General features: G+C 64.6%; 20 protein-coding genes. 7 read left to right on the top strand and 13 right to left on the bottom strand.

The features are described 5' to 3' along the window. Nucleotides 1-32 precede the first annotated feature (32 nt). Together RDN59_RS03440 and RDN59_RS03435 are read left to right on the top strand one after the other, a co-directional pair. Complete coding sequence (locus RDN59_RS03440) at nucleotides 33-482, top strand: PH domain-containing protein (protein ID WP_308606615.1); 450 nt, start codon at nucleotides 33-35, stop codon at nucleotides 480-482. Next, on the top strand, nucleotides 479-1,963 hold the full coding sequence (locus RDN59_RS03435; RefSeq protein WP_308606614.1) for a PH domain-containing protein: 1,485 nt from the start codon (nucleotides 479-481) through the stop codon (nucleotides 1,961-1,963). The genes RDN59_RS03440 and RDN59_RS03435 overlap by 4 nt, the downstream gene beginning before the upstream one ends. On the opposite strand, the gene RDN59_RS03430 is transcribed toward RDN59_RS03435, so the two are convergent. The 5 genes from RDN59_RS03430 to RDN59_RS03410 form a co-directional block, all read right to left on the bottom strand. Beyond that, nucleotides 1,941-2,204, bottom strand: a complete 264-nt coding sequence (locus RDN59_RS03430; protein ID WP_308606613.1) for a hypothetical protein — start codon at nucleotides 2,202-2,204, stop codon at nucleotides 1,941-1,943. The two genes, RDN59_RS03435 and RDN59_RS03430, sit on opposite strands and share 23 nt — an antisense overlap. After that, complete coding sequence (gene feoB / locus RDN59_RS03425; protein ID WP_308606612.1) at nucleotides 2,204-4,138, bottom strand: ferrous iron transport protein B; 1,935 nt, start codon at nucleotides 4,136-4,138, stop codon at nucleotides 2,204-2,206. Before feoB ends, RDN59_RS03430 begins: the two co-directional genes overlap by 1 nt. A gap of 3 nt (nucleotides 4,139-4,141) precedes the next feature. After that, the gene (locus tag RDN59_RS03420; protein ID WP_308606611.1) at nucleotides 4,142-4,390 is read right to left on the bottom strand and encodes a FeoA family protein; all 249 of its coding nucleotides are present in this window, start codon (nucleotides 4,388-4,390) and stop codon (nucleotides 4,142-4,144) included. A gap of 136 nt (nucleotides 4,391-4,526) precedes the next feature. After that, complete coding sequence (locus tag RDN59_RS03415; RefSeq protein ID WP_308606610.1) at nucleotides 4,527-6,398, bottom strand: pyruvate kinase; 1,872 nt, start codon at nucleotides 6,396-6,398, stop codon at nucleotides 4,527-4,529. Between the two features lie 47 nt (nucleotides 6,399-6,445). Then, nucleotides 6,446-6,916, bottom strand: coding sequence for a tRNA (cytidine(34)-2'-O)-methyltransferase (locus RDN59_RS03410; protein WP_308606609.1), 471 nt, complete (start codon nucleotides 6,914-6,916; stop codon nucleotides 6,446-6,448). 24 nt (nucleotides 6,917-6,940) lie between these two features. On the opposite strand from RDN59_RS03410, the gene RDN59_RS03405 reads away from it, so the two are divergent. Beyond that, nucleotides 6,941-7,795, top strand: a complete 855-nt coding sequence (locus tag RDN59_RS03405) for a bifunctional methylenetetrahydrofolate dehydrogenase/methenyltetrahydrofolate cyclohydrolase (RefSeq protein ID WP_308606608.1) — start codon at nucleotides 6,941-6,943, stop codon at nucleotides 7,793-7,795. Between the two features lie 132 nt (nucleotides 7,796-7,927). Continuing rightward, nucleotides 7,928-8,242 (top strand): DUF3017 domain-containing protein, encoded by a 315-nt coding sequence (locus tag RDN59_RS03400; RefSeq protein WP_374044579.1) that lies wholly within the window; start codon nucleotides 7,928-7,930, stop codon nucleotides 8,240-8,242. Nucleotides 8,243-8,252: 10 nt separating this feature from the next. Here RDN59_RS03400 and RDN59_RS03395 read toward each other — a convergent pair whose 3' ends face one another. From RDN59_RS03395 to RDN59_RS03380, 4 genes are all read right to left on the bottom strand, one after another. After that, a complete protein-coding gene (locus RDN59_RS03395; protein ID WP_308606607.1) occupies nucleotides 8,253-9,407 on the bottom strand; it encodes a homoserine O-acetyltransferase in 1,155 nt (384 codons plus the stop codon). Then, nucleotides 9,400-10,719, bottom strand: a complete 1,320-nt coding sequence (locus RDN59_RS03390) for an O-acetylhomoserine/O-acetylserine sulfhydrylase (RefSeq protein WP_308606606.1) — start codon at nucleotides 10,717-10,719, stop codon at nucleotides 9,400-9,402. Before RDN59_RS03390 ends, RDN59_RS03395 begins: the two co-directional genes overlap by 8 nt. Nucleotides 10,720-10,857: 138 nt before the next feature. Beyond that, entirely contained in the window at nucleotides 10,858-11,472 is a 615-nt protein-coding gene (locus RDN59_RS03385) for an MBL fold metallo-hydrolase (RefSeq protein WP_308606605.1), read from the bottom strand. A 44-nt stretch (nucleotides 11,473-11,516) separates the two neighbouring features. Continuing rightward, nucleotides 11,517-12,815, bottom strand: coding sequence for a PLP-dependent aminotransferase family protein (locus tag RDN59_RS03380; RefSeq protein ID WP_308606604.1), 1,299 nt, complete (start codon nucleotides 12,813-12,815; stop codon nucleotides 11,517-11,519). Nucleotides 12,816-12,896: 81 nt separating this feature from the next. On the opposite strand from RDN59_RS03380, the gene pdxS reads away from it, so the two are divergent. From pdxS to ppc, 3 genes are all read left to right on the top strand, one after another. Beyond that, on the top strand, nucleotides 12,897-13,799 hold the full coding sequence (gene pdxS / locus RDN59_RS03375; protein ID WP_308606603.1) for a pyridoxal 5'-phosphate synthase lyase subunit PdxS: 903 nt from the start codon (nucleotides 12,897-12,899) through the stop codon (nucleotides 13,797-13,799). Nucleotides 13,800-13,852: 53 nt separating this feature from the next. Further along, the gene (gene pdxT / locus RDN59_RS03370) at nucleotides 13,853-14,542 is read left to right on the top strand and encodes a pyridoxal 5'-phosphate synthase glutaminase subunit PdxT (protein ID WP_374044578.1); all 690 of its coding nucleotides are present in this window, start codon (nucleotides 13,853-13,855) and stop codon (nucleotides 14,540-14,542) included. Nucleotides 14,543-14,633: 91 nt separating this feature from the next. Continuing rightward, nucleotides 14,634-17,342, top strand: coding sequence for a phosphoenolpyruvate carboxylase (gene ppc / locus RDN59_RS03365; RefSeq protein WP_308606602.1), 2,709 nt, complete (start codon nucleotides 14,634-14,636; stop codon nucleotides 17,340-17,342). Between the two features lie 143 nt (nucleotides 17,343-17,485). Here the strand turns inward: ppc and RDN59_RS03360 are convergent, their stop codons facing one another. From RDN59_RS03360 to RDN59_RS03345, 4 genes are all read right to left on the bottom strand, one after another. Next, nucleotides 17,486-18,514: an HNH endonuclease signature motif containing protein gene (locus tag RDN59_RS03360; protein WP_308606598.1), complete on the bottom strand. Its 1,029-nt coding sequence runs from the start codon at nucleotides 18,512-18,514 to the stop codon at nucleotides 17,486-17,488. 82 nt (nucleotides 18,515-18,596) lie between these two features. Continuing rightward, nucleotides 18,597-20,630: a M3 family metallopeptidase gene (locus RDN59_RS03355; RefSeq protein WP_308606596.1), complete on the bottom strand. Its 2,034-nt coding sequence runs from the start codon at nucleotides 20,628-20,630 to the stop codon at nucleotides 18,597-18,599. A gap of 30 nt (nucleotides 20,631-20,660) precedes the next feature. Next, on the bottom strand, nucleotides 20,661-22,031 hold the full coding sequence (locus RDN59_RS03350; RefSeq protein WP_308606595.1) for a PepSY domain-containing protein: 1,371 nt from the start codon (nucleotides 22,029-22,031) through the stop codon (nucleotides 20,661-20,663). 391 nt (nucleotides 22,032-22,422) lie between these two features. Continuing rightward, a partial coding sequence (locus tag RDN59_RS03345; RefSeq protein WP_308606594.1) for an NADP-dependent isocitrate dehydrogenase occupies nucleotides 22,423-23,576 on the bottom strand: 1,154 nt, incomplete at its 5' end.

Here is a 23,576-nt window from a genome sequence, read left to right as displayed (position 1 = left end):
GACTTGTCAAGGGTTCGTGTTAGAGTTGCGGCATGAATTCCGTATCCCCGTCGCTGACCACAGCCCGCTACATTTCGCGTTTGAGTTGGGACGTTATTCTTGCTGCCCTGGCGGCCGGAGCGGCGTTTTTATGGTGGGACTGGCTTTATTGGGTCGCCGGCGCGCTCATCGTGTGGGCGCTCTACGAACTCTGGCTCATCCCCGCGCAGGTAAAAAACTTAGGCTGGCAGGAAACCGCCGACGAACTCTTGGTTACGCGCGGCAAAATCTGGCACACCTTCACCGTCGTGCCCTATGGCCGCATTCAATTCGTCGACGTCACCGCCGGCCCCGTCGAGCGCGCGATGGGGCTGAAGAAGGTGAAGCTGCACACGGCGTCGCCCAGCAGCGACGCCACGATCCCCGGCCTCCCTGCAGCTGATGCCGACGCCCTGCGCGAGCGTCTCGCCGTCAAGGCCCGAGAGAGGATGAGCGGGCTGTGAAGGACCGCGCGCTTGTCGACGCCGACGGCTACACCCGCGTCCACCGCCTCACCCCGCTGCTGCGCTTCTGGTCGCTGATTCTGGCGCTGCTCGCCATTTTTGCGGTGAATATCAACGCCTCCATGATTTCTGATGTCCTGTCTTACCTGCAGAGCGGGCACTTGGGCGAGATCGGCCGCGGCACTCTGCTGGGTGCCGGCGGCTTCGTGCTCGTGTGCGCGGTGATTTGGCTGATGTCAGGAATCTGGTGGCGCAAGCTGGGCTATAAGCTCACCGAGGATGAAATTGCACTGCGCCACGGCGTTATCTCTACGTCTTTCCGTTCGGCGCGTTATGAGCGAATCCAAGCGGTGGACGTCGTGGAATCCATCATCGCGCGCCTGCTGGGCTTGGCAGCGGTGCGCGTGGAAACGGCCGGCGGTACGTCCTCAGTGATCAAGATTGAATACCTGCCCAAAGCGAAGGCGGAAGAATTACGCGTGGAATTGCTGCGGCGCACGAATAAAGGTCCTACCAGTGAGCCAGAACCAGAAGCGGAGGAAGCCGCCGCCCTGATCCCGGAAATCCCCATTCTGCGCACGATTGCTGCCGAGGCGCTGCGTCTGCCCACGCTGATTAGCGCGCTCGTTATTGGCGGTTTGCTCTTCATTCCGGGCATGTGGACCGCGCTGTTGCCCATCATCGTGGGTTACGTGGGAAGTGTGTGGGGTTTGGTGGATTCTTCCTGGAAATTCACCGCGCTTCACGACGCCCCCACCAACGCCCTCAACGTCTCCTATGGCCTTGCCGACCGCCGCCGCCAGACCATCCGCATCAGCCGCATCCACGGTGTGCGGGTAAGCCAGCCTTTCCTGTGGCGGCGCTTCGGCTGGTACGAAGTGAATGTGTCGGTGGCCGGCTATGGTGCGAAGGGCAGCGGCAAGCAATCTGGTTCTACGCGCATCCTGCCGGTGGGCACCCGCGAGCAGGCGCTGGAGCTTTTAGAGCTCATCTCCGATCTGGACCGTACGCAGATTGAGGATTTCGCACGCCCCGAAGGGCACACCCAGCCCACCTATACCTCGCCGCGCCGGGCGACGTGGATCAGCCCCATCGACCGCAAGCAGCAGTCGGTGACACTGGTGGATTCCCCGCTTCCCGTGACCATCGTGCACCGTGGCCGCATTAACCGCCGCGTCATGGTGATTGGAACCCCGCACATCCAGGAACTCACGCTGAAAGTGGGGCCGCTGGGGCACCTCGCGGGTGTGCGTACTGTGCGTTTTGACCTCGTGGCAGGCCCCGTGAAGATGGCTGGCCAAGACCTCACGCCTGCCGACGCCTCCGAACTCCTCACCCGCTTGCGCTCCCGCCCCCTCCCAGCCCTGGAGTCAGCGCTAAGTCCCATGGACTCATCCGTCAACATCTCACAGGTTGACCCGCGGCAGAACCCACGTGAGGACTCCCGTGACAGCGCGGCTAGGGGCGACGACGAAGCTTAAGCAGTACCGGCCCGCGGGTGCTGCTAGGGCCGGCACACGCCGAGGCGGCCGAACAGGAGCCGCATCCGCCTGCGGGACAGGAGCCGAGTGGCTCCATATCGAGTACCCCGCTGGCGGTGAGGTGATCCAGGATGACATCGACCGTGCCGGGCTCGAGCCCCGTCTCGGCGGCGATGCCCACGCGCGAGCGTACGCCGTTCTCTATGGCTTCCTGCACGGCCTGGATGGGGGAGGTAGGCATTAGATAAACACCTTCAACACTTGGAAGGCCGCCACGGCCAGCGCCCACGCCGTGGCCAGCTGGACGCCGAAGCCGAAGAGCGTCCAGCGCCAGCCAATCTCGCGGCGCTGCGCAGCAATCGTGGCCACGCAGGGAGTGTAGGCCAGTAGGAAGAGCATGTAGGCCCACACTGCCGCGAGGGGATGACCGCCAGAAGCCTGCTCGAAGTCCGCGCGCACGTGATCGCTGAGCGCGCTATGGGATTGCTCCTCCGCGGAGGCGTCGGTGACGTCCTCGACCGCGTAGGTCTGCGCCCACGTGGAAATCAGCGCCTCCTTGGCCACGAAACCCGTCACCAGCGGGCCCGCCAGGGACCACGAATCGAAGCCAGCCGGGGCAAAGGCCGGGGCGATGACGTGCGCAACCGCACCATAGGCCGAATCCTCCGGCGCCGGCGGTTCGCCCCACGACGAATCCTGCGCCGCAGCGCCAACCGGGATGGCCATGAGCAGCCACACCACGACCACGGTGCTCACGATGATGCCGCCGGCCGTCTGTAAGAAGCCCTTCAAGCGCGTCCACATCACGCTGAGCGCCAAGCGCACCGTGGGTAGCTGATACGTCGGCAGATCAATAACCAGCGCTTCTTCCGGAACCGCGCGCCACAAAGTCTTGCGCAGGGCTAGCCCCACCAGCACGAGCAGCGCGATGGAGATGACGTACATGATGAACACCACGCTGCCGGCATGCTCCGGGAAGAACGTAGCCGAGAGCATGACGAAGACCACCAAGCGCGCCGAGCACGAGGTAAACGGGATGAGCAGCGCGGTCATGATGCGATGCCGCGGGCTTCCCAGCACACGCGTGGCCGAAATCGCTGGCACGTTGCAGCCAAAGCCCACCACAATGGGGATGAAAGCCTTGCCCGGCAGTCCGATGGCCCGCATAAGACGATCCGTGACCACCGCCGCACGCGCCATGTAGCCGGAATCCTCCAACACCGCCAAGCACAAAAACATCAGAGCCATGAGTGGGGCGAAGGTGAGGACCATGCCGACGCCGCCGATGAGGCCGTCGACAAGCAAGCCCGTGATGAGGGGATGACCCAGGCCGATGGCCTCAAGCCCAGCCCGCGCCCAGTCACTCAACGGGCCGGAGACCAGCGCCTCCAAACCATCCTGCAGGGGAGCGGCCACGGTGGTGGTGATCTGGAAGACCGCCCACATCACGGCCAGAAACAGCAGCGGCCCGGCTACCGGGTGAAGGGCTACCGCATCGAGGCGGTGAGACAATGGCGTGGCGTGCTCGACCTCGCTCACCGAGGCCTTTGCTGCCGCATCCAACTCCGCGAAGCGGCCCTCCAAACCTGCGTCCTCGCGCAGCTGTACGGGCTCAGCCGCCAGAGAATCTACAACCACCTCTCGCAGCTTCTCGACGCCCTCCCTCCTGCGCCCATCAACCACCACCACGGGGATGGAGGTAGCTTCAGCGAGCGCGGCGGGATCGACCGCGTGGCCGTGGTTGAGGGCCACATCCGTCTTCGTCAGCGCGATGATGAGGCGGTAGGGCTGTTCTGCTAGCTGGAGCGCGACGTTGAGGCCGCGCGCTACCGCGCTGGCATCGACGACCACAACAACGGCATCGGGGCGCTCGTCCTCCGCGCACTCGATGAGCATGGCGCGAGTCAGAGCCTCATCGGGGCTGAGCGGGTCGAGCGAGTAGGTGCCGGGAAAATCGATGAGATCGGCGGTTGTTTCACCGATCTTCCACGCACCGCGGCTGACCTCAACCGTGGTTCCCGGCCAGTTGCCGGTTTGCGCCTTCGCGCCGGTCAGGGCGTTAAAGAGAGTGGACTTGCCAGAGTTAGGGGAGCCGACGAGCGCGATGATGGGAGCGCCAAGAGGAGCTACCGCGCCGCCCGGATCGCCGTGGCAGCTGGGTTTCGTGGCGGCCATGATTTAGACCTCGATGGCCTGCAGTGTCGCTTTATCGATGGCGTAGCGGCAGCTGCCCACCGAGACAACGCGCGCGCCGCCGGCCACGCGCGGGCCCATGGTTAGCGTGGCGCCGGGGCGGATTCCCAGCTCGCCGAGGCGCACCGCCAGTGCGGCATCACAGGTGCAGGAAATGCACTCTTTCCCCAAGGTGATGCTGCACCCCACGGGGATAGCGTCGGCGGTTTGCCGTGGGCACTGAGATAACTTCACGGTGAGCCCTCTTCCTTAAATAAGCACTACCGAATAAGCATTACCTTTATAGGTTACCCTTAGTAAACATAGGCCCGTCTAGGTTTGCAGCTATCTCTTAGGTGATCCTCACCACGCGGCGCAGGTGCGCCGCGTATTAAGCGTTTGGAGTGGACCAGCTGCTCACCTGGCGTAGCTTCTGGCGGTTCTTCAGCCGCGACTGGCCCAGCTTGCGGGACATGCGGTCCAGAATCTGGATGGCCTCCGTGATGTGCGGGCCCTTGTTGAGCATGACGCACTCCGCGCGCAGCGCATAGCCCGCGTCCGTGATTTCCGCGCGGGAGGGAAGCCCCGTCTTGGCCAGGGTCTCCAGAACTTGGGTGGCCATGATGACCGGGATGTGGGCCGCCTCCGCGACCTTCATGATGCGCCCCGGAACCTGGACCATTTCCTCGAATCCCAATTCCACGGCCAAGTCACCGCGCGCAATCATGATGCCGAACTTGGCGTGGCGCATGCCTTCCAGTAACACGTCGCCCAGCTGCTCATAGGCGGGAACCGTCTCAATCTTGAGCACGATGCCCACATTCCGCACGCGCTGCGCCATCTCCTCCGAGGCCTGCTCGGCGGCAATCGCCTCGAGCGTGTCATAGAGGAAGGACACATCAGCTGGAGTGCGGATGAAAGAAACCGCCGCGATATCGCAGTGCGTGGCCACAAAACGAAGCGCTTCGATGTCCTCTTCGGTGAGGCTGGGAAGCGGGATGTCGGTATCCGGCAGGTTGATTCCCTTATAGGCGGCCAGATTGGTGCCGGTAGGCCCGGCGTGCTCCACGGTGACGATGGCCTCGCGCGCCGCACCATTCTTCCGTACCTCGCGGACGCGGCCGGAGATCGCTCCATCATCGAAAATCACCCGGTGACCCACCTCGAGCGCACCGACCACCTCCGGCAGCGTGCACCCAATGGTGGTCACCTCGCCCTCGATAATGCGCGCCGGCTCCGCGGACGTGCTCAGCACCAACTCCTCGCCGCGGTGCAGGCGAATCTTCTGCTCCAGGGCCGGAACCCCATGCACCTGCGTGGCGTCCCCGCCGTGGCTCAACACCGTTCCCTCGGCGAGGTAGCAGTTGCGATCACCGTGCAGCACCGCCACGCCTGCTTCCGCGCTCTCCACCGTGAACACACGGGAGCGCCCCCGCGCTTCGGTGAAGCGCACCTCGCTGCCGGGGTGCAGGCGCGCCAACCACTCGCCATCCACCTCTAGTGCTACAGCCGGACGCGCCGCGCTTGGCGACGCCTCCCTTGCCACCCCGTGGGCGCGGGTAGTTGAGGGGGCGTCGTGAAGCACGAGCGTTGCCGGGCTCAGCAGCTCACCCGCCGCGGTCCGCTCGCCGCGCACGCGAATGACCTGCGGACCCGGCTCGATGCTGCCGGTGCGCACCTTGGGGCCAGCGATATCGCAGGAAATCAGGATCTCGCGCCCCACCTCCTCGGCGGCATGGTGGACGTGCTCCACCATCTTCTGCCAGGCCTCCTGGCCGTCGTGGGCGCAGTTGATGCGGGCTAGTTCCATGCCCGCGCGGGCGAAACCGAGGACCAGCTCATAGTCATCTGCGGCCTCGGTGGGAAGCGTCACCATGATGCGGGCGTGCGTGTCCTCCTGGGTGGGGCCGAGGAGGGCTTCCGTGTTGGCGTCGAGGATATCGTCCGCGTCCGCATAGGCCGTGGCGATGGGGTGCACGGGGTAGGTCGGTGCGTGGCCATCGAAGGCGTCGAGCACGTTGCGCGCGGCGTGGAGGCGCTCAAGCACTGCGGGCTCCGGGTGGCTGAGGCTCGTGGCGCCCAATGCCGTGAGGCCTTCCTGGATTTCGACGGCGTCCTGGGAGCGCAATTCCATGTAGCGCACGAGGTTGACCGCGCCGGGGCGGTGGACGGGATCCACGCGCGCGATCTGCGCAGCGTGCGCGGCAGACGAAGCTTCGACGCGAGTAGTGAGGGAATCAAGAAGTGGGCGCAGGCTAGGCAAGGTGTCTCCTTCGGTGTGAAAGTCCACCCATATTGTGCCGCGACTTGTTAGACCGCGCCACGGAAGCCGAGCTGGCGCCAGGCCTCGTACACGGCCGTCGACGCCGCGTTGGACAGATTCATCGAGCGCCTAGCCGGCATCATGGGGATGCGCACGCGCTCAGTTACCCGCGGGTGGAAGGCGTGTTCCTCCGGCAGGCCAGTGGGCTCGGTGCCGAAGAGGAGGACATCGCCTTCCTGGTATTCGATGTCCGTGAACCACTTATCTGTGTGGGTGGTGAAGGCGAAGACCCGCGCGCCAGGAAGTGCCTCCATACAGGCGTCGAAATCCTTGTGGATCTTGAGATCCGCCAGGTCGTGGTAGTCCAAGCCCGCACGCTTGAGGTGCTTGTCCTCGAAGTTGAAGCCGAGGGGCTCGATGAGGTGCAGGCTCGCGCCCGTGACGGCGGCGGTGCGGATGGCGTTGCCGGTGTTGGTCGGGATCACGGGGTTGTCGAAGACGATGTGCAAGCTGCTCATAGGCATCAGTCTAGGATGGTGGGCATGAGCGCTACCAAACTAGATGGCAACTTGTACCGCGACGAGATTTTCGAGGACCTGGCCCAGCGCGTGGCCGCCCTCAAGGAGAAGGGGATTACCCCGGGACTGGCTACGGTCCTGGTGGGCGATGATCCGGGCTCGCATTCCTACGTGAAGATGAAGCACCGCGATTGCGAGAAGCTCGGAATCAATTCGATTCGCAAGGACCTGCCTGGCGACGTTACCCAGGAAGAACTCGAGCGCGTCATCGAAGAGCTCAACCATGACGATGCCTGCACCGGCTATATCGTGCAGCTGCCGCTGCCGAAGCACCTGGATGAAAACCGCGTGCTTGAGCTCATCGATCCGGCCAAGGACGCCGATGGCCTGCACCCGATTAACCTGGGCAAGCTGGTGCTCAACGAGGAAGCCCCGCTGCCGTGCACGCCGAACGGTTGCATCCACCTGCTGCGCCGCTTTGGGGTGGAGCTTGATGGTGCGAAGGTCGTGGTTATTGGCCGCGGCGTGACCGTGGGTCGTCCGATTGGTCTGATGCTGACCCGCCGCAGCGAGAATTCCACGGTGACGCTGTGCCATACCGGGACCAAGGACCTCGCCGCAGAAACCCGTGGAGCCGATGTCATTATCGCGGCAGCCGGCAAGGCGCACATGCTCACCGCCGATATGGTCAAGGAAGGCGCCGCGGTTCTCGACGTCGGAGTGTCCCGCGTCGACGGCAAACTCGCCGGCGACGTGGCTGAGGACGTCTGGGAGAAGGCCGGCTACGTCTCCCCGAACCCGGGTGGCGTGGGCCCGCTGACGCGCGCGTTCCTGGTGAGCAACATTGTCGAGCGCGCCGAAAAGCTCGCCGCTCAATAACGGCGCAACACGAACACCCAAATAATGAACATGTCCCCGCAGTCAGAAGGAAGCCCGCAGCACCGGGCGCAACGAATGCCTCGGCGCCCGGCTCAGGGCCGAGCCAGTGCGCAGGCTAAGGTTGCGCCGCCGGTGTCCTTGGCCAATCCCCACGACGCGCACCTGAAGCCCTCGGCGCTGCCGCCGGCTCTTCAATGGTTGGCCATCGGCTTGTTCGTGGTGGCGGTTGTGGTATCGGGGTTTTATGCCGTGTCCGAGCACTGGCGCCGCGCCACCCTGCTTTTGGGCGGGGCGCTGGTGTGGCTGACAGTGGTCCGCCTGACCTGCGACTCCTCGCGGGTCGGCGTGCTCGCGGTGCGCTCCCGGCGCTTCGATGCCTGCTTTACAGGCATCTTGGGCGCGGCGATGGTGTTCACGGCCTTTTCCATCGATGCGCTTGGATCGTAATCAGGCAGGCTTAGATGTAATACTCATCGCCCACGTACGCAGGGCCCACATCGAGGCCATGTGGTGCGGAGAGTAGCAGGAAATTGCGCAGGATGCGGTTCATCTGCCGGGTCTCCGTTAGGAAGGCATCGTGGCCCACGGGGGAGACAATCTTGGCCATCGCCAGCAGGTGGTTGACGTTGCGGGAGATGTGCTCCTGCTGGTGATAGGGGTAGAGGATATCCGTGTCCACGCCCACCACCATCGTCGGCACCTGGGAGGCCGCCAGCGCCTTGATGAGCCCGCCGCGCCCGCGACCGACGTCGTGCCGGTTTAGCGCCTCCGTGAGAACCACGTAGGAGCCCGCATCGAAGCGCTCGGTGAGCTTAGCCCCCTGGTAATCCAGGTAAGAGTTCACCGCGAAACGCTGGTTGAGCTCTCGGTGCGGCCCCAGCGGGTTTTCGCCCTGCTGCGGCTGGGCGCCGAAGCGTTCATCGATCTCCTGCTCGCCGCGATACGTCAAATGCGCAATGCGGCGCGCTGCTGCCAGACCATCCCGCGGCGACTTATCGGTGAGGTAGTAGTTTCCGCCATGCCAAAACGGGTCGCGCTCGATGGCAGAAATCTGCGCGGATTGGATGCCAATCTGCCAGCCGGAAGCCCGGGCAGACACCGCAATCACGCACACCGCGGACACGCTTTCCGGGTGCAGCAGGCTCCACTCCAGAGTCCGCGCGCCGCCCATCGAGCCGCCGAGCACCGCGTGCACACGCGAAATGCCCAGCTCCTTCAAACAGTCGTGCTCAGCCTCCACCAAGTCCCGAATCGACAGCGCCGGGAAGCGCCCGCCCCACGGCTTTCCATCCGGGTGCAGTGACTTCGGCCCCGTCGATCCGTTGCAGCCGCCCAGCGCATTAGTCGCGATGACGCACCAGCGCGTGGTGTCCAGGGCTTTGCCGGGGCCGACTAGGTCGGACCACCAGTCCGCCACGTTGGAATCCCCGGTCAGCGCGTGCTCAACCACTACGACGTTGTTGACGCCGTCCGGGTCGCCGGCGAAAGCGCCCCAGCGTTGGTAGGCCACGTGGGCGTCGGCAAGCACGGCGCCTGCTTCGGTGGTGAAGTCACCGATGGGGACGACGGCGAGCTCGCCTTCGGGCGCGAGCTCCGGGACGGCGCTAACCAATGGCCGCAAACCCGCGCTCGAGGTCGGCGATGATGTCGTTGACGTCCTCAATACCGACAGACAGACGCACTGTGGCCTGCGTAATGCCCGCGGCCTTGAGCGCTGCCTCGTCGGACTGGGAGTGCGTGGTGGTCGCCGGGTGCACGACCAGGGAGCGGGTATCGCCGATGTTGGCCAGGTTGGAATGCAGCTTCAGCGCATCGATGAACGCCCACGCCTCCTCGCGGCCGCCGTCGATGTCGAAGGAGAGCACGGAGCCGGTGTAGTCGTATCCCAGCTTCTCCTTGGTGGCCTTGTACGGCGAGGTCTCCAGGCCGGCGTAGTTGACCTTCGTGACCTTGGCGTGGGACTCAAGGTACTCGGCCACGGCCTGGGCGTTGGCATTGTGCTTCTCGACGCGCAACTGCAACGTCTCAATGCCATTCAGCGTCAGCCAGGCGTTGAAGGGGGAGATGGCGGCACCTGTATCGCGCAGCAGGCCCGCGCGCGCCTTGACGGCGAAGGCCGGTGCGCCCAGGTCGGCGTACTTGAGTCCGTGGTAAGCCTCGTCCGGGGTAACGAAGTAGGGGAAGATGGGCTCGCCGTCGCGCTCGACGGTCCAGTCGAAGGAGCCGCCGTCGATGATGGCGCCACCGATGGCGGAGCCGTTGCCGCTGTAGAACTTGGTGGTGGACACCACGACGACGTCCGCGCCCAGCTCCAGCGGGCGGGCGAGTGCGCCGGTGGCGATGGTGTTGTCCACGATGAGCGGGACCTGGTTCTTGTGCGCAACCTCCGCGATGGCGGGGATGTCGAGGACATCGGCGACTGGGTTGCCGAAGGTCTCGCCGTAGAAAGCCTTGGTGTTCGGCTGCACGGCGTCCTGCCAGGAGGCCGGGTCATCGGGGTTCTCAACGAGGGTGACGTCGATTCCCAGGCGCTTCAGCGTCACGGTAAACAGCGTGGAGGTGCCGCCGTAGAGGCGCGGGGAGGTAACAATGTGGTCGCCGGCGGAGGCCAGGTTTAAAATGGCGGCGGTTTCGGCGGCCTGGCCGGAGGCAAAAGCCACGGCGGCGACGCCGCCCTCGAGGGAGGCGAGGCGCTCCTCCAACGCGTCCTGCGTGGGGTTGGTCAGGCGGGTATAAATCGGGCCGGCATCCGAAAGGTTAAAGCGGTTGGCGGCGTGCTCGGCATCGTTGAAGACATAGGAGGTGGTCTGGTAAATCGGCACGTTGCGTGCGTTGGTGGAGCCGTCCAGGTTCTGGCCGGCGTGGAGGGCGCGGGTGGCAAAGGACCACTCGTCAACTGCGGAATTATCGTATTTGGTGCTCATGTCACAAAAGGGTAGACCAAGCGGTTCAGTGCCGTTAGTAGTTTTCTAGAAACCGCAGGCAGGACCGAGAATAAAAATAGACCGAGCGGTTGGTTCGGTGGCCTGTGCGCGCTGTAGATCTCCCTGCAGCGCGAAGGCTCAAGGCCGCTGTTGGATGTCGATGGATTCCCCCGGGGCTAGGCGCTGATAGCCAGTCACGCCGGCACGTTGGAGCATGCCGTCGGTGATCTGCTTGCCGGCGTCGGAAAGCACGGCGTCGTGGATGGGCACCGTCACGCGCGCGCCGATGCGCATGGCGTAGTCCGCGGCATCCGCCCCGCGCACCCACGGCCCGGCGATGGGGAGCAGGAGGACGTCAACCGTGCGTCCTTCCGAGGCAACCCACTGGTCGCCGGGGTGCAGCACTCCATTGAAGAAATAGCCCAGGTTCTCCGGGCGCGGAATGTTGGGGTGGATTTCCTCGTGGAGTCCACCCACCGCGCGGATTCTCAGGCCTAGGACTTCGAACTCCTCGCCTGTGTGGACTGCGGTGCCGGAACCGATGGCGTCGACGGCCTCGCGCGTTCCCCACACCGGTAGGCCGCTCGCGCGCACGGCGTCGACGTCGAGGTGATCGCCGTGCGCGTGCGTGAGGAGCACCGCGTTGGCGTCCTCGAGGCAACTGAGGTCTGAAAGGGGGCCGGGGTCGATGACGATGCGGCCCTGGGGTGCCTCGACGGCTACGGCGGACTGTCCATGCAGAAAAAGCTTCATGCTGCCAACGCTAGCGTGGCGCAGAGTGGCTGCGCCACGGATTATTACGCTAGGGCCTGCTTGACCAGCTCGAGGGCGGCGGCGAGTTCGACGTCGCTCAAATGCCCGAACCCCAAGACCACGCCTTCCTCGGCGGGCGCGCCGCCCCAATAATCGCGCAGCGGGGTCAGCGTGAGTCCCAGATCGGCCGCGCGCTTGACGACGCCCTCCTCACACAACAACACCGCATGGAGCCCACCATGGATGGGCAGGAGGGTGGCGGGGGAATCAGCAAGCGCCGCTTGCACGAGGTCGCGGCGGCGCTTGTAGGCGCGGCGCATCCTGCCCGTATGCCGTCGCAGCGCGCCGCTGGCCAGGTAGTTCGCCAGCGCTGCTTGGGGGATAGCGCCGACGGGTTGGCCGAAGACCTCCCGCACGCGGTCCACGCTTGCGCGCAGGTGGGGAGGTGTCACGAGGTAGCCGCACGCGATCGACGGGGAAATCACCGAGGAAAACGTGCCCAACAAGACAGTGCGTTCCGGGCCGAGCGCGGCCAGCGCGGGCAGTGGCTGGCCGACGTAGCGCAGCTCGGAATCGAAATCATCCTCGATGATGAGCACGTCGTTGCCCCGCGCCCACTCGACAAGCTCCGCGCGCCGGGCAGCCGGCAGGGAACCGCCATAAGGGTGCTGATGGGAGGGAGTGACGATGAGAACGTCGAGGTCGACGGTGGGGACGGTGACGCCGTGGGTGTCGGTGGGGACGTCGACAAGCGTGTGGCCCAAGGCCTGGGGGATGCGGCGCAGACTGGGGTAGCCCGGCGATTCCACGCCCACGCGAAGCTCGCCGCCCAGCGCGCGCAGCAACACCGACAGCCCGTCGCGGGCGCCGGCGGTGATGACAACATAGGCAGGGTCGACCGTCAGCCCGCGCATGTGGCGCAGGTGCGCGGCCACCTCGCGGGGGAGGTCGCTGGAAGGGTCCACCGCGGCCTTGCGCCATGCCGCCCTCCATTCGGGGGTGATGATTCCGGCGGTATCGGGCAGACCGGGAGTCAACTCCACGCGCTGTGGAGTGGGGGTCGGCCGCGGCGCCGGAGAGGGCTGCGGGGCGCGCCCGTGCGGCAGGTGCGGGTTGATGACGGTGCCCGAGCCAACCTCCGCGGTGAGGTAACCCTCGGCGGTGAGCTGCTCATAGGCGGTAACCACGCTGCCTCGGGAAATGCCCAAGTCGCGGGCTAGCGATCGCGTCGACGGAACCTGCTCGCCGGGCAGCAGAATTCCGGCGGCAACGTGGGCGCGGAGGGCTTCGGCGATCTGCACCGGCAGCGCGCGCGTATCAGATGGGTCGAGGCGGAAAGACACGGCCCCATCATAAGTGGTCTAATTCAACACTCGGGAAATGGCTCTTGTCTTGGACCATTTTTCTGCGCCACTATGTGAGCCATGACTGAACAGAAGAATGAACAGGGACGCGCCACGACGCGCGTCAAGCGTGGACTAGCTGACATGCTCAAGGGTGGCGTCATCATGGACGTCGTCACCCCGGAGCAGGCACGAATTGCTGAAGACGCGGGTGCGTCCGCCGTCATGGCGCTGGAGCGCGTGCCGGCCGATATTCGCGCCCAGGGTGGTGTGGCCCGCATGTCTGACCCGGACCTCATCGAGGGAATCGTCAATGCCGTGGACATCCCGGTGATGGCGAAGACCCGCATCGGCCACTTCGTAGAGGCGCAGATTCTCGGCGAGCTGGGCGTGGACTTCATCGACGAGTCCGAGGTGCTCAGCCCGGCCGATTACGTCAACCACATCAACAAGTGGGATTTCGACGTGCCCTTCGTCTGCGGTGCTACCAACCTGGGAGAGGCCCTGCGCCGCATCACCGAGGGCGCGGCCATGATCCGCTCCAAGGGCGAGGCCGGTACTGGCGACGTCTCCGAGGCCGTCAAGCACCTGCGCACCATCAAGGGTGAAATCGCGCGCCTTCAGAACCTGGATCGCGACGAGCTCTACGTTGCAGCCAAGGAATTGCAGGCGCCGTATGACCTGGTTGCTGAGGTCGCGGAGACCGGCAAGCTGCCGGTCGTGCTGTTTGTCGCTGGCGGTGTGGCCACGCCTGCCGACGCCGCCCTCGTCCGCCAGATGGGCGCCGAAGGCGTCTTCGTCGGCTCCGGCATCTTCAAGTCCGGCGAGCCTGCGAAACGTGCGGAGGCCATCGTGAAGGCCGCGACCCTCTACGATCAGCCGGCCGAGCTGGCCAAGATCAGCCGCGGCCTGGGCGAGGCCATGGTGGGCATCAACGTCAACGACATCCCCGCCCCGCACCGCCTGGCCGAGCGCGGCTGGTAAACGCGGTGCGCGCAATGAACCGCGCGATGAACACAGAGCGTGCAAAGGGAATGATGACGGCGGCGGAGACAGCGCGCCCGCTCGTCGGCGTGCTCGCGCTGCAGGGTGGAGTGGAAGAGCACATCGCTGTGTTGGAGAGCCTCGGCGCTGCAACGCGCCGGGTGCGTCTGCCGCAGGATCTCGAGGGGCTGGACGGAATCATTCTGCCGGGCGGAGAGTCGAGCGCCATCGATAAGCTGGCGCGCTCCTTCGGCGTCGCGGAGCCGTTGCGCCGCGCCGTCGAGGGTGGGCTGCCGGTTCTGGCCACCTGCGCGGGGCTCATCTACAGCGCCCGCGAGCTGGAAAACCCCGCGCCGGGCCAACAGACGCTGGGGCTTATCGACGTCACCGTGCGTCGCAACGCCTTCGGCAACCAGCGCTTCTCCGAGGAGCGTACCGTGCCGGTCGCGATGGAAGGCCAGAGGTCCGGCGAGCCTCTAGCCATCGAAGCGAGCTTTATCCGCGCGCCCATCGTTACCCGCGCGGGCGAGGGCGTCGAGGTCATCGCCACCGTGCCCCTGCCCGTCCATGACATTGTTTCCAGTGGTGAGGGAAGTGACGTTCGCACACGAACTCGTCCTGTCGCGGGGCGCGAGGCTATTGTGGGCGTGCGTCAAGGGTACGTCACGGCGTTGAGCTTTCATCCGGAAGAAAACGGCGATTCGCGTCTCCATTCCGCGTGGCTCGCTTCCGTTGCCCATTAGCTCTTTCGGAAAATAACTATCGCCCAATAGTGATCTGGGATACATTGAGATGTGCTAGCTGAACACATCACGCCCAGAAAGGCTCCTCGTCGTGAGCACACCCGCCCCAGAACAAGTCCGCGAAGACATCCGCTTCCTCGGCCGGGTGCTCGGCCGGGTCATCGCGCAGCAGGAAGGCGAAGACGTCTTCGAGCTCGTCGAATCGACCCGCCGCATGGCCTTCGACGTGGCGCACGGCGATGCCAAGCCAGAGGACCTCGTCGCCATCTTCCGCGATCTCGACATCACCAAGGTCAACCTCGTGGCCCGCGCATTCAGCTATTTCGCGCTCATCGCTAACCTCGTAGAGGATCTGGATGACGAGTCCGTCGAGGCGCCGGTTTCCCTGCGCAAGACCTTCGCCAAGCTCAAGGAAGAAGGCGTCACACCAACCGACGCCTCCTCCGTCATCCGCGGTGCTCACGTCGCCCCCGTTCTCACCGCGCACCCCACCGAAACCCGCCGCCGCACTGTCTTTGATACACAGACCCGCATCAAGACTCTCCTTAAGGAAGCGCACCGCGGCGGCGACATGGCGGCAATCGAGAAGGAAATGTACCTGCGCATGACGCTGCTGTGGCAGACAGCGCTGATCCGCATCGCCCGCCCCACCCTCGAAGACGAGATCGATGTCGGCCTGCGCTACTACAAACTCTCGCTGCTCGACCAGGTCCCCGCCCTCAACCGCGCCATCCGCCACGCCATGCGCGAGACCTTTGGTCAGCAGCTTCCCGATTCCCCCGTCGTCCGCCCTGGCTCCTGGATTGGCGGCGACCATGACGGCAACCCGTACGTCGACGAGCACACCCTGACCTATGCCACCCGCAAGGCCGCGGCGACGGTGCTGCAGTACTACGCCGACGAACTCGGTGAGCTGGAACGCGAGCTCTCCCTGTCGGATCGCTATTCCTCCAGCTCCAAAGAGCTGGGCGCGCTTGCCGACGCCTCCCGCAACGACGAAAAATCCCGCGTCGACGAGCCCTACCGCCGGGCCATCTTCGGCATCCGGAAGAAGGTGCTGGCGAGGTTGGAGGGGGAGACGTCGCCAAGCGCATATGCGTCGCCGGAAGAGCTCAAGCGGGACCTGGACGTGATCGACCGTTCGCTGCGCCAGTTCAATGACGACATCATCGCCGATGACCGCTTGGCTCGATTGCGCTCGGCGGTGACCACGTTTGGATTCCACCTTTCGACGCTGGACATGCGCCAGAACTCGGAGTCCTTCGAGAACGTCCTCACCGAGATTTTCGCCGCGGCTACCATCACCCCGGAGTACCGCGCGCTGGGGGAGGAGGAGAAGGTTGCGCTGCTCGTGCGCGAGCTGCAGACCAATCGGCCGCTGCTCTTCCCGGGTACTGAGAAGGAATTCAGCGAGGATACCGCGAAGGAATTGGGCATCTTCCGTGCGGCGGCGCGCGCTGTGCGGGACTTTGGGCCGGAGTCGGTGTCGCACTGCATTATTTCTATGACGGGAACGGTCTCCGACATTCTGGAGCCGATGGTCTTGCTCAAGGAGGTGGGCCTGAGCCAGGTGGATGTAGTGCCGCTCTTTGAGACCATCGAGGATCTGAAGGCGGGGGCCGGCATTCTGGAGAAGCTCTGGCAGGTGCCCGTCTACCGCGAGCATCTGCGCTCGCGCGGGGATATTCAAGAGGTGATGTTGGGGTACTCGGATTCTAATAAGGACGGTGGTTACCTGCAGGCGAACTGGGCGCTGTACGACGCCGAACTGGCCCTCGTTGAGCTCTGCGCGCGCCACGGCGTGGAGTTGCGGCTGGCGCATGGCCGCGGTGGTGCGGTGGGCCGCGGCGGTGGTCCGACGTATGATGCGATTTTGGCTCAGCCGAAAGGTGCGGTGTCGGGTTCGGTGCGCATCACCGAGCAAGGAGAGGTGATTTCTGCGAAGTATGGAGCTCCGGAAACCGCGCGCCGCCACTTGGAGGCCTTCGTTTCCGGTGCGTTGGAAGCATCGTTGTTGGATACCGAGCCGATTGCGGATCCCGAGCTCGCCTACGACATCATGCGCGAGCTGGCGGCGCTCAGTGGCGTGGCCTACCGCCAGCTTGTCGACGACCCCGGGTTCATCACCTACTTCACCCAGTCCACCCCGCTGCACGAGATTGGCGAGCTTAACCTGGGCTCACGCCCGACCTCGCGCAAGCAGACCACCGCGATTACGGATTTGCGTGCGATCCCCTGGGTGCTGTCGTGGTCACAGTCCCGCACCAACATTCCGGGCTGGTTCGGCGTGGGCAGCGCGGTGACGGCGTGGGTACAGAAATCCTCCGGAGGTGCATGTGGAGTAGGACCGGCCAGCGAAGAAGAAGTAAATAGCGGCGATGGAGAGGTGGAGAAGCGCTGGGAAGAGCTGCGCGAGCTGTACCGTACGTGGCCCTTCTTCCGCTCCGTGTTCGCCAACATGGCGCAGGTCATGGCGAAGGCGGAGATGCAGCTAGCACGCCTGTATGCCAACTTGGTCGACGACAAGGAGACCGCGGACCGTATCTTCAGCCTGATTTCCGAGGAGTTTGAGCGCACCCGCGAGGTCTACCTCAAGGTCACTGGTAACGCGGATCTGGTGAGCGAGAATCAGCGCCAGGCGCGTTCGCTTAAGCGGCGCTATCCTTACCTGCTCCCGCTCAACGCCGTCCAGTTGGAGTTGCTGCGGCGCTACCGTCGCGGCGACGATCAGTTCCTAGTGTCGAAGACCATCCAGGTCACGATGAACGGGTTAGCCACCGCGCTGCGCAACGCCGGCTAGAACCCACGGCCAACCGACCCGCACGCCGAATGCCCCGCGAGGAGGTGGTTTCCTACGGGGTTCGGGACAATCATGCACCCTGACCGGCTTTAGGCTGCCAAGATGAGTCCTGCCAAGGGGCGCGGTGGTTAGTTGAAGGCTGGCTAATTGAAAGCGCTGGTGAAGACTGGTGCGGCGTCGTATGGCGGAATCCATGCCACCCGCCCGCCGATGCGATCCATGTGGCCGCGTGAGGGCGGGGCGTCGGGGTCGTCGTCGTTGACCCCGTTGTGGTACGGGCACAGTGGTACCAGATTGAGGATGTTGGTGGGCCCACCCCGTGCCCAGGCCTTGATGTGGTGGATCTGGCACTTCTCAAAAGGAACCTTGCAGCCCTCCCACGCACAGCAAGGATTCTCCGCAGCCAAGGCGAGGCGCTGTTTGGCGGTGGCGAAGCGCTGGAAGCGGAAGACATCGAGCGGACCGTGCTCGCGACTGACCGCCACGATAATCCCCTTGTCCAGTAAAGCACGCTCCACCAGCTGCGAGCCGGTCATCGTCGCGCCACTGGTGGTGCGGACGATGAACTCTTCGCCGTCCTTGTCGGTATTGCCCTTGAGTAGCTCGGCATAGTCATCGAGCTGCAGGACCGCCATGGTGGCAACCTCAGTCTTGACGCCACCGCCGTCCAGATTCTCCAAGAAACTCTCGCCGGGGCGTTCCTGGTCGATGCCCTCGAATACGCCGGTCAGCTGGAGCGAGTCCGCCGTCACGGTGAGCGTGGCCAGGCCATTGCCGTGCTGGGTGAGCTTGGCGCGCTCGGCATACGTGCGGGGCTTGCGCATCTGACGCAGTCTCTTGCGCGCTACCTTTTCCACCAGCTCCGCGCTGGTCTGGCACAGCTCTACGCGCAAATCCCACGCTTTGTTGTGGTCCCGGACTTTGGCCACGAAGTGCTCGATAAGCTGCAAGGTCACCAGCCCGTGCCCGCGGCGGCGCGCGGCTTCGACCGCCGTGCGCTGCTTCTTCGTCGAGGATGTTTGCCCGAAGTAGGTGTGGTGGAGGGAGAGGAACACGGTGGCGTCGGCAGGCGTGGCGCCAAGGGACACCAAGTCAGATTCAGACAGGCCCGCGCACTCGGCCACCAGGTCAATGGCGCGGCCGAGTGCGGCGAAGTATGTCTGCAATCTCATACCCCGCAGCCTAAAAGCACCCCACCCTGCCGCCAAGCGCCGGACTAGCCATCCGACGAAATCTGTGGATAACTAGTCGGCACTAGGCGCCGGCGAGGCCGCGGCGCTTGAGCAGCGGCGCAACGTCCTTGTCGCGGCCGCGGAACTCGCGGTAGGCCTCCGTGAAGTCGCGGGACGCGCCCTTCGACAGGATCACGTCGCGGAACTTTTGGCCGGCCTCGCGAAGGTCGCTCTGCTCCTTGAACCACTCGAAACCATCGGCATCGAGGGCCTCGGCCCACAGGTAGGAGTAGTAGCCCGCGGAGTAGCCACCGGCGAAGATGTGATTGAAGTAGGTTGAGCGATAGCGCGGCGCAATGAGTTCGTTGTCCAGCCCGGCCGCGCGCAGGGCCTCGGCCTCAAACTCGGCGACGGCCTCCGGAGTAGTCTCCAGCTTGGCGGCCTCGGCAGCACTCAAGGAATGCCACGCGAGATCGATAATCGACGCCCCCAGATACTCCGAGGTGGCGAATCCCTGGCCGAACTCGGAGGCGGCAGTGATGGCGTCGAGAAGCTCGTCGGGGATTGGCTCGCCGGTGTCGACGTGGTGCGCATACTCCTTGACTAGAGACCTATCGAGCGCCCAGTTCTCGTTGATCTGTGAGGGGAATTCCACCCAATCGCGCGGTACGTTGGTGCCGGCGAAGGTGGGGTAGCGGACGTCGGAAAGCAGGCCGTGCAGGGCGTGGCCGAATTCGTGGAAGACGGTGCGGACCTCGTCCATGCTCAGCAGCGGCTGCGAGCCGTCGGCGGGCTTGGTGATGCCCATGACGTTGACGATGACCGGCTTGCGCTCCAGCAGCCGGGACTGCCCCACGAACTCGCTCATCCATGCGCCGCCGCGCTTGGTGGGGCGCCCGAAGTAGTCGGTAAGGAGAAGACCGATTCCTTTGTCCCCGTGATTGACGTCTCCGTCAATCACCTCCCAGATACGAACCCCCTCCGCGTAGCCCTCGAGGTCATCGCGCGGGATAACGGTGATGCCGTAGAGGCGCTCGGCGGCGGCGAAGACGCCCTTCTCTAGGACCTGGTCCAGCGGGAAGTACTTGCGCAGTTCTTCCTCATCGAGGGAGAAGTCGCGGGCGCGGACCTTGGATTCCCAATAAGGCCAGTCGGCGGCGCTAAAACCTTGGCCGTTGAGCGTTGCTTCCTCCGCGAGGAGCTTCTGCTCGCCTTCGGCGTTGGCCGCGGCGGCGGGGGCGAGGTCGAAGAGCATGGTGCGGGCGGCGTCGGCAGTCGCGGCGGTTTCCTCGGCGATGACGTAGTCGGCATGCGTGGCGTATCCCAGAAGCTCGGCACGCTCGGCGCGCAGCTGGACGGCCTCGATGAGCCCCGGGATGTTGTTTTCGGAGCCCCTGCTTGCCGACGCCCCATACAACCTCCCCCTCGCATCCTCCCGCGCCAGACGACTCAGCTCCGATTGCACGGTCGGCAGCTCTAGCGGGATGACGAAGCCCTCGCGGCCCAATGCTTCGGCATCGGCCTTGGCGGAGGCGATGCGCTCGGCGGGCAGACCCTCGAGTTCCTCTTCGGTGAAAGAGACTGCGCGCTCGCGGGTAGATGCCATGAGGTTGCGGCCGAATTCTTCAGAGAGCGCAGAGAGGCGCTGGTTGATCTCGGAGAGGCGGGCCTTGCCGGCCGCGTCGAGGTCGGCGCCCTTGCGAGCAAAGGTGCGCAGGAGGTGGTCGTGGAGGCGCTGGCCTTCCGCGTCGTCGGCAGGCGGGGTGGCCTCCTTGATGCGCGCGTAGAGCACCTCGTTCTGGTACATCGCGTCGTAGTGCGCGGACAGGCGCGGGTAGATGTCGGCGGCGATCTCCTCCATCTCCTCGGTGACATCCGTGCCGGAGAGGTTGCCAAAGACCGCCATGACGCGGTCAAGGTCCTGGCCGGAGCGCTCGAGCGCCTCCACGGTGTTCTCCCACGTGGGGGCGGCGGGGTTGTCGGTGATGGAGGCGATTTCGGCGTCGTGAAGCGCGAGTGCTTCGTCGAAGGCGGGGCGGTAGTGCTCTACCTTGATCTCCGCAAACGGAGGGAGCTGGTAGGGCAGCGTGGAGGGTGTCAGAAGTGGGTTAGTCATAAGAAACTACCGTACCTAATAAGCTCCGCCCTATGTGATGGCTTTCACTAGATTCGTCTGACGTGGCGCGCGATTGCGGTGAATGAGGATGACATCGAGAACTAGGAACGCCGCCAAGGTGATTCCTAAGAGCGGCAGGAAGACGCCGACGGTGGCGGCGAAGAGCGCACCCAGTCCTGTGGTGGCCCAGGAGAAGTGGGCGGTCGGGAGGAAGCGTGGGCGGCGCTTCCACCACATGTAGTACCCCAGCGCTACGAGAGCGGCGGTGGCGAGGCCCAGTGCGAGGAGCGCAATCTGCAGCGGCAGCCCGAACATGATGCCCATGTGCAGGTAGATGCCCCAGCTGCTGAGCTTGCTAAACAGCGGCAGGCTGGAGAAAGGCTGGCGGTCGATGACGTCGCCGGTGGCGCCATCTACCGAAGTTGCATCGGAGGTGGTGCGCCATTCCACCCAGCGTTCGCTGACCTGCCAGGCGGAGTGGGCGTCCTCCGGCGGGTACAGGCGCAGCGGTCCAGTCAGCCCCTCGGCGCGGCCGGTGGCGAGGACGCGTTCGGCCTCGGTAGCTACGCTGGCGCTTTCCGACGCCCCGCTTATGTGGCTGCCATGTCCTTCGTGCCCTTCATGTCCGGTGTACTCATGCGTTTCGGCGGTGGTGCCGGGAAGGGCAGTTTCGATGGGGGTGGCCTTCCAATGCATGCGCTCCACCAGGGAATCGACGTTCCCGCCGGCCAGTCCCGACCAGGTGATGCCGGTGGCCGACAGTCCAAGCAGGCCGATGAAGATCCAGGCTCCGATGGTGGAGTGCAGGCGGGTGGCCTTCCAGCGGGCAGAGCGCTTGGGCTGCTGAGCGGCGTTCGCGGTTGCCTTGTTCTTCGGACGACGGCGAATCCACCACATGTACAGGCCACCGCAGGCCATGACCCACAACCACGAAGCCGCCAGCTCTGAGTAAAGCTCACCGACCTTGCCCAAATGGAAGCTTTCGTGCAGGGAGGAAATCCAGCGGCGCAGCGGCATCTCACCCAGGCCGGAATAGGTGGGGTAGTCCCCGATGACCTCGGCGTTGGCGGGGTTGATGAAGACGGTGCGCTGGAGGCTTTCGTCGATGCTGTCATCGGAGACCAGCACGCGCGTGGAATCCGTGGGGCTGGTTGCCGGCCAGACCTGGGACACGGGCATGTCTGGGTGCTCGTGCTGTGCAGCCTGGATTTGCTCTTCCAAGCTCACGGGGTGCTCGACCGCCGGAACGGTTATGACGTCGCGGTACACCACCTTCTCCAGGGTGGGTGCCACGGCATAGAGGCAGCCAGTCAATGCCGCAACGAGGATGAAGGGGCCGACGAACATACCGCCATAAAAGTGAATGCGCTGAATGAAAGATCGCAGAGCCGTCCGACTCATAGGTAGTGCTCTTTTCAGGGTCTATGGGTAAGTGCCCATTCTGAACGTTCGCGGGGCGTTCAGGAGGGACGATGGACAGGTGCTGATATCAACTGCACTACTAGTCGGAGGTGATGGTTTCTCGGTTCCCAAGTATTGAAAAACTTTTTAACTAACTAGGGTCCTCGGTGTGAAAAGGATGAAAGCCCCGCGAGATAAGGCGCGAGAAGCAAGAAACAGTCAAGAAAAAGTCTTCGCAGATCAACGGGTATAAATAGCGTCGCTGAGTACTGTTTCAGGCCTGTTTGTGGTTAATGAAGCAAGAAAAGGCTCGACCCACTCATCGTGGATCGAGCCTTTGCGGTGGCCTAGCCTTAGTCTAAGACTCCGGGGCTAGGGAAGAAGCACAGAATTACTTCTTCAGGCCATCAATGATGTCGTTGAAGGCAGCAACCGGGCGCATGGTCTGGTTGAGCTTCTCCTCGTTCGGGGCGTAGTAGCCGCCGAGGTCGACGGGGGAGCCCTGGACGTCGAGAAGCGCCTGCTCAATCTCGCCAGCCTTGGCCTCGAGGGCCTCAGCAACCGGCTTGAAGGCCTCGGCCAGGTCGGCGTCGTCAGTCTGCGCAGCCAGCTCCTTGGCCCAGTTAAGGGTCAGGAAGAAGTGGGAGCCGCGGTTGTCGTTCTCGCCCACCTTGCGGGACGGGGACTTGCCCTCATCCAGCAGGGTCTCGGTGGCCTTGTCCAGTGCAGCGGCCAGCACGCCAGCCTTGGCGTTGCCGTTGGTGTTGTGCTCGTGGCGGAAGGACTCAGCCAGAGCCAGGAACTCACCGAGGGAGTCCCAGCGCAGGTGGTTCTCCTCCTGAACCTGCTGGACGTGCTTCGGGGCGGAGCCGCCGGCACCGGTCTCGAACAGGCCGCCGCCAGCCATCAGCGGAACCACGGAGAGCATCTTCGCGGAGGTGCCCAGCTCGAGGATGGGGAAGAGGTCGGTGTTGTAGTCACGCAGGACGTTACCGGTCACGGAGATGGTGTCCTCGCCCTTGCGGATGCGCTCGACGGAGATCTTGGTCGCGGTGACCGGGTCCTCGATGGAGATGTCGAGGCCCTCGGTATCGTGATCCTGCAGGTACTTCTTGACCAGCTCGATGAGGTTGGCATCGTGGCCGCGCTCCGGATCGAGCCAGAAGATGGCCTTCATGCCGGACAGGCGGGCACGGTTGACGGCCAGCTTGACCCAGTCCTGGATCGGGGCGTCCTTGGTCTGGGTGGCGCGCCAGATGTCGCCGGCCTCGACGTCGTGCTCGATCAGCACCTCGCCTGCGGAGTTAACCACCTGGACGGTGCCGTCGGCCGGGATCTTGAAGGTCTTGTCGTGGGAGCCGTACTCCTCAGCCTTCTGCGCCATGAGGCCGACGTTCGGGACGGTACCCATGGTGGTCGGGTCGAAGGCACCGTTCTCACGGCAGTCGTCGATAACGGCCTGGTAGACGCCTGCGTAGGAGGAGTCCGGGATGACGGCCAGGGTGTCCTGCTCCTGGTCGTCGGCGTTCCACATGTGGCCGGAGG

It is taken from the genome of uncultured Corynebacterium sp. (assembly GCF_902489365.1).
In the GTDB taxonomy this organism is placed as follows: domain Bacteria; phylum Actinomycetota; class Actinomycetes; order Mycobacteriales; family Mycobacteriaceae; genus Corynebacterium.
This window is presented reverse-complemented; position numbering and strand designations above follow the sequence as displayed.

Excerpts from the sequence above, each read along its gene's own strand:
- RDN59_RS03440 (WP_308606615.1), top strand. The coding sequence starts at position 33 with ATGAATTCCGTATCCCCGTCGCTGACCACAGCCCGCTACATTTCGCGT.
- RDN59_RS03430 (WP_308606613.1), bottom strand. The coding sequence starts at position 2,204 with ATGCCTACCTCCCCCATCCAGGCCGTGCAGGAAGCCATAGAGAACGGC.
- feoB (WP_308606612.1), bottom strand. The coding sequence starts at position 4,138 with ATGGCCGCCACGAAACCCAGCTGCCACGGCGATCCGGGCGGCGCGGTA.
- RDN59_RS03410 (WP_308606609.1), bottom strand. The coding sequence starts at position 6,916 with ATGAGCAGCTTGCACATCGTCTTCGACAACCCCGTGATCCCGACCAAC.
- RDN59_RS03405 (WP_308606608.1), top strand. The coding sequence starts at position 6,941 with ATGAGCGCTACCAAACTAGATGGCAACTTGTACCGCGACGAGATTTTC.
- RDN59_RS03390 (WP_308606606.1), bottom strand. The coding sequence starts at position 10,719 with ATGAGCACCAAATACGATAATTCCGCAGTTGACGAGTGGTCCTTTGCC.
- RDN59_RS03385 (WP_308606605.1), bottom strand. The coding sequence starts at position 11,472 with ATGAAGCTTTTTCTGCATGGACAGTCCGCCGTAGCCGTCGAGGCACCC.
- pdxS (WP_308606603.1), top strand. The coding sequence starts at position 12,897 with ATGACTGAACAGAAGAATGAACAGGGACGCGCCACGACGCGCGTCAAG.
- pdxT (WP_374044578.1), top strand. The coding sequence starts at position 13,853 with ATGACGGCGGCGGAGACAGCGCGCCCGCTCGTCGGCGTGCTCGCGCTG.
- RDN59_RS03360 (WP_308606598.1), bottom strand. The coding sequence starts at position 18,514 with ATGAGATTGCAGACATACTTCGCCGCACTCGGCCGCGCCATTGACCTG.
- RDN59_RS03355 (WP_308606596.1), bottom strand. The coding sequence starts at position 20,630 with ATGACTAACCCACTTCTGACACCCTCCACGCTGCCCTACCAGCTCCCT.
- RDN59_RS03350 (WP_308606595.1), bottom strand. The coding sequence starts at position 22,031 with ATGAGTCGGACGGCTCTGCGATCTTTCATTCAGCGCATTCACTTTTAT.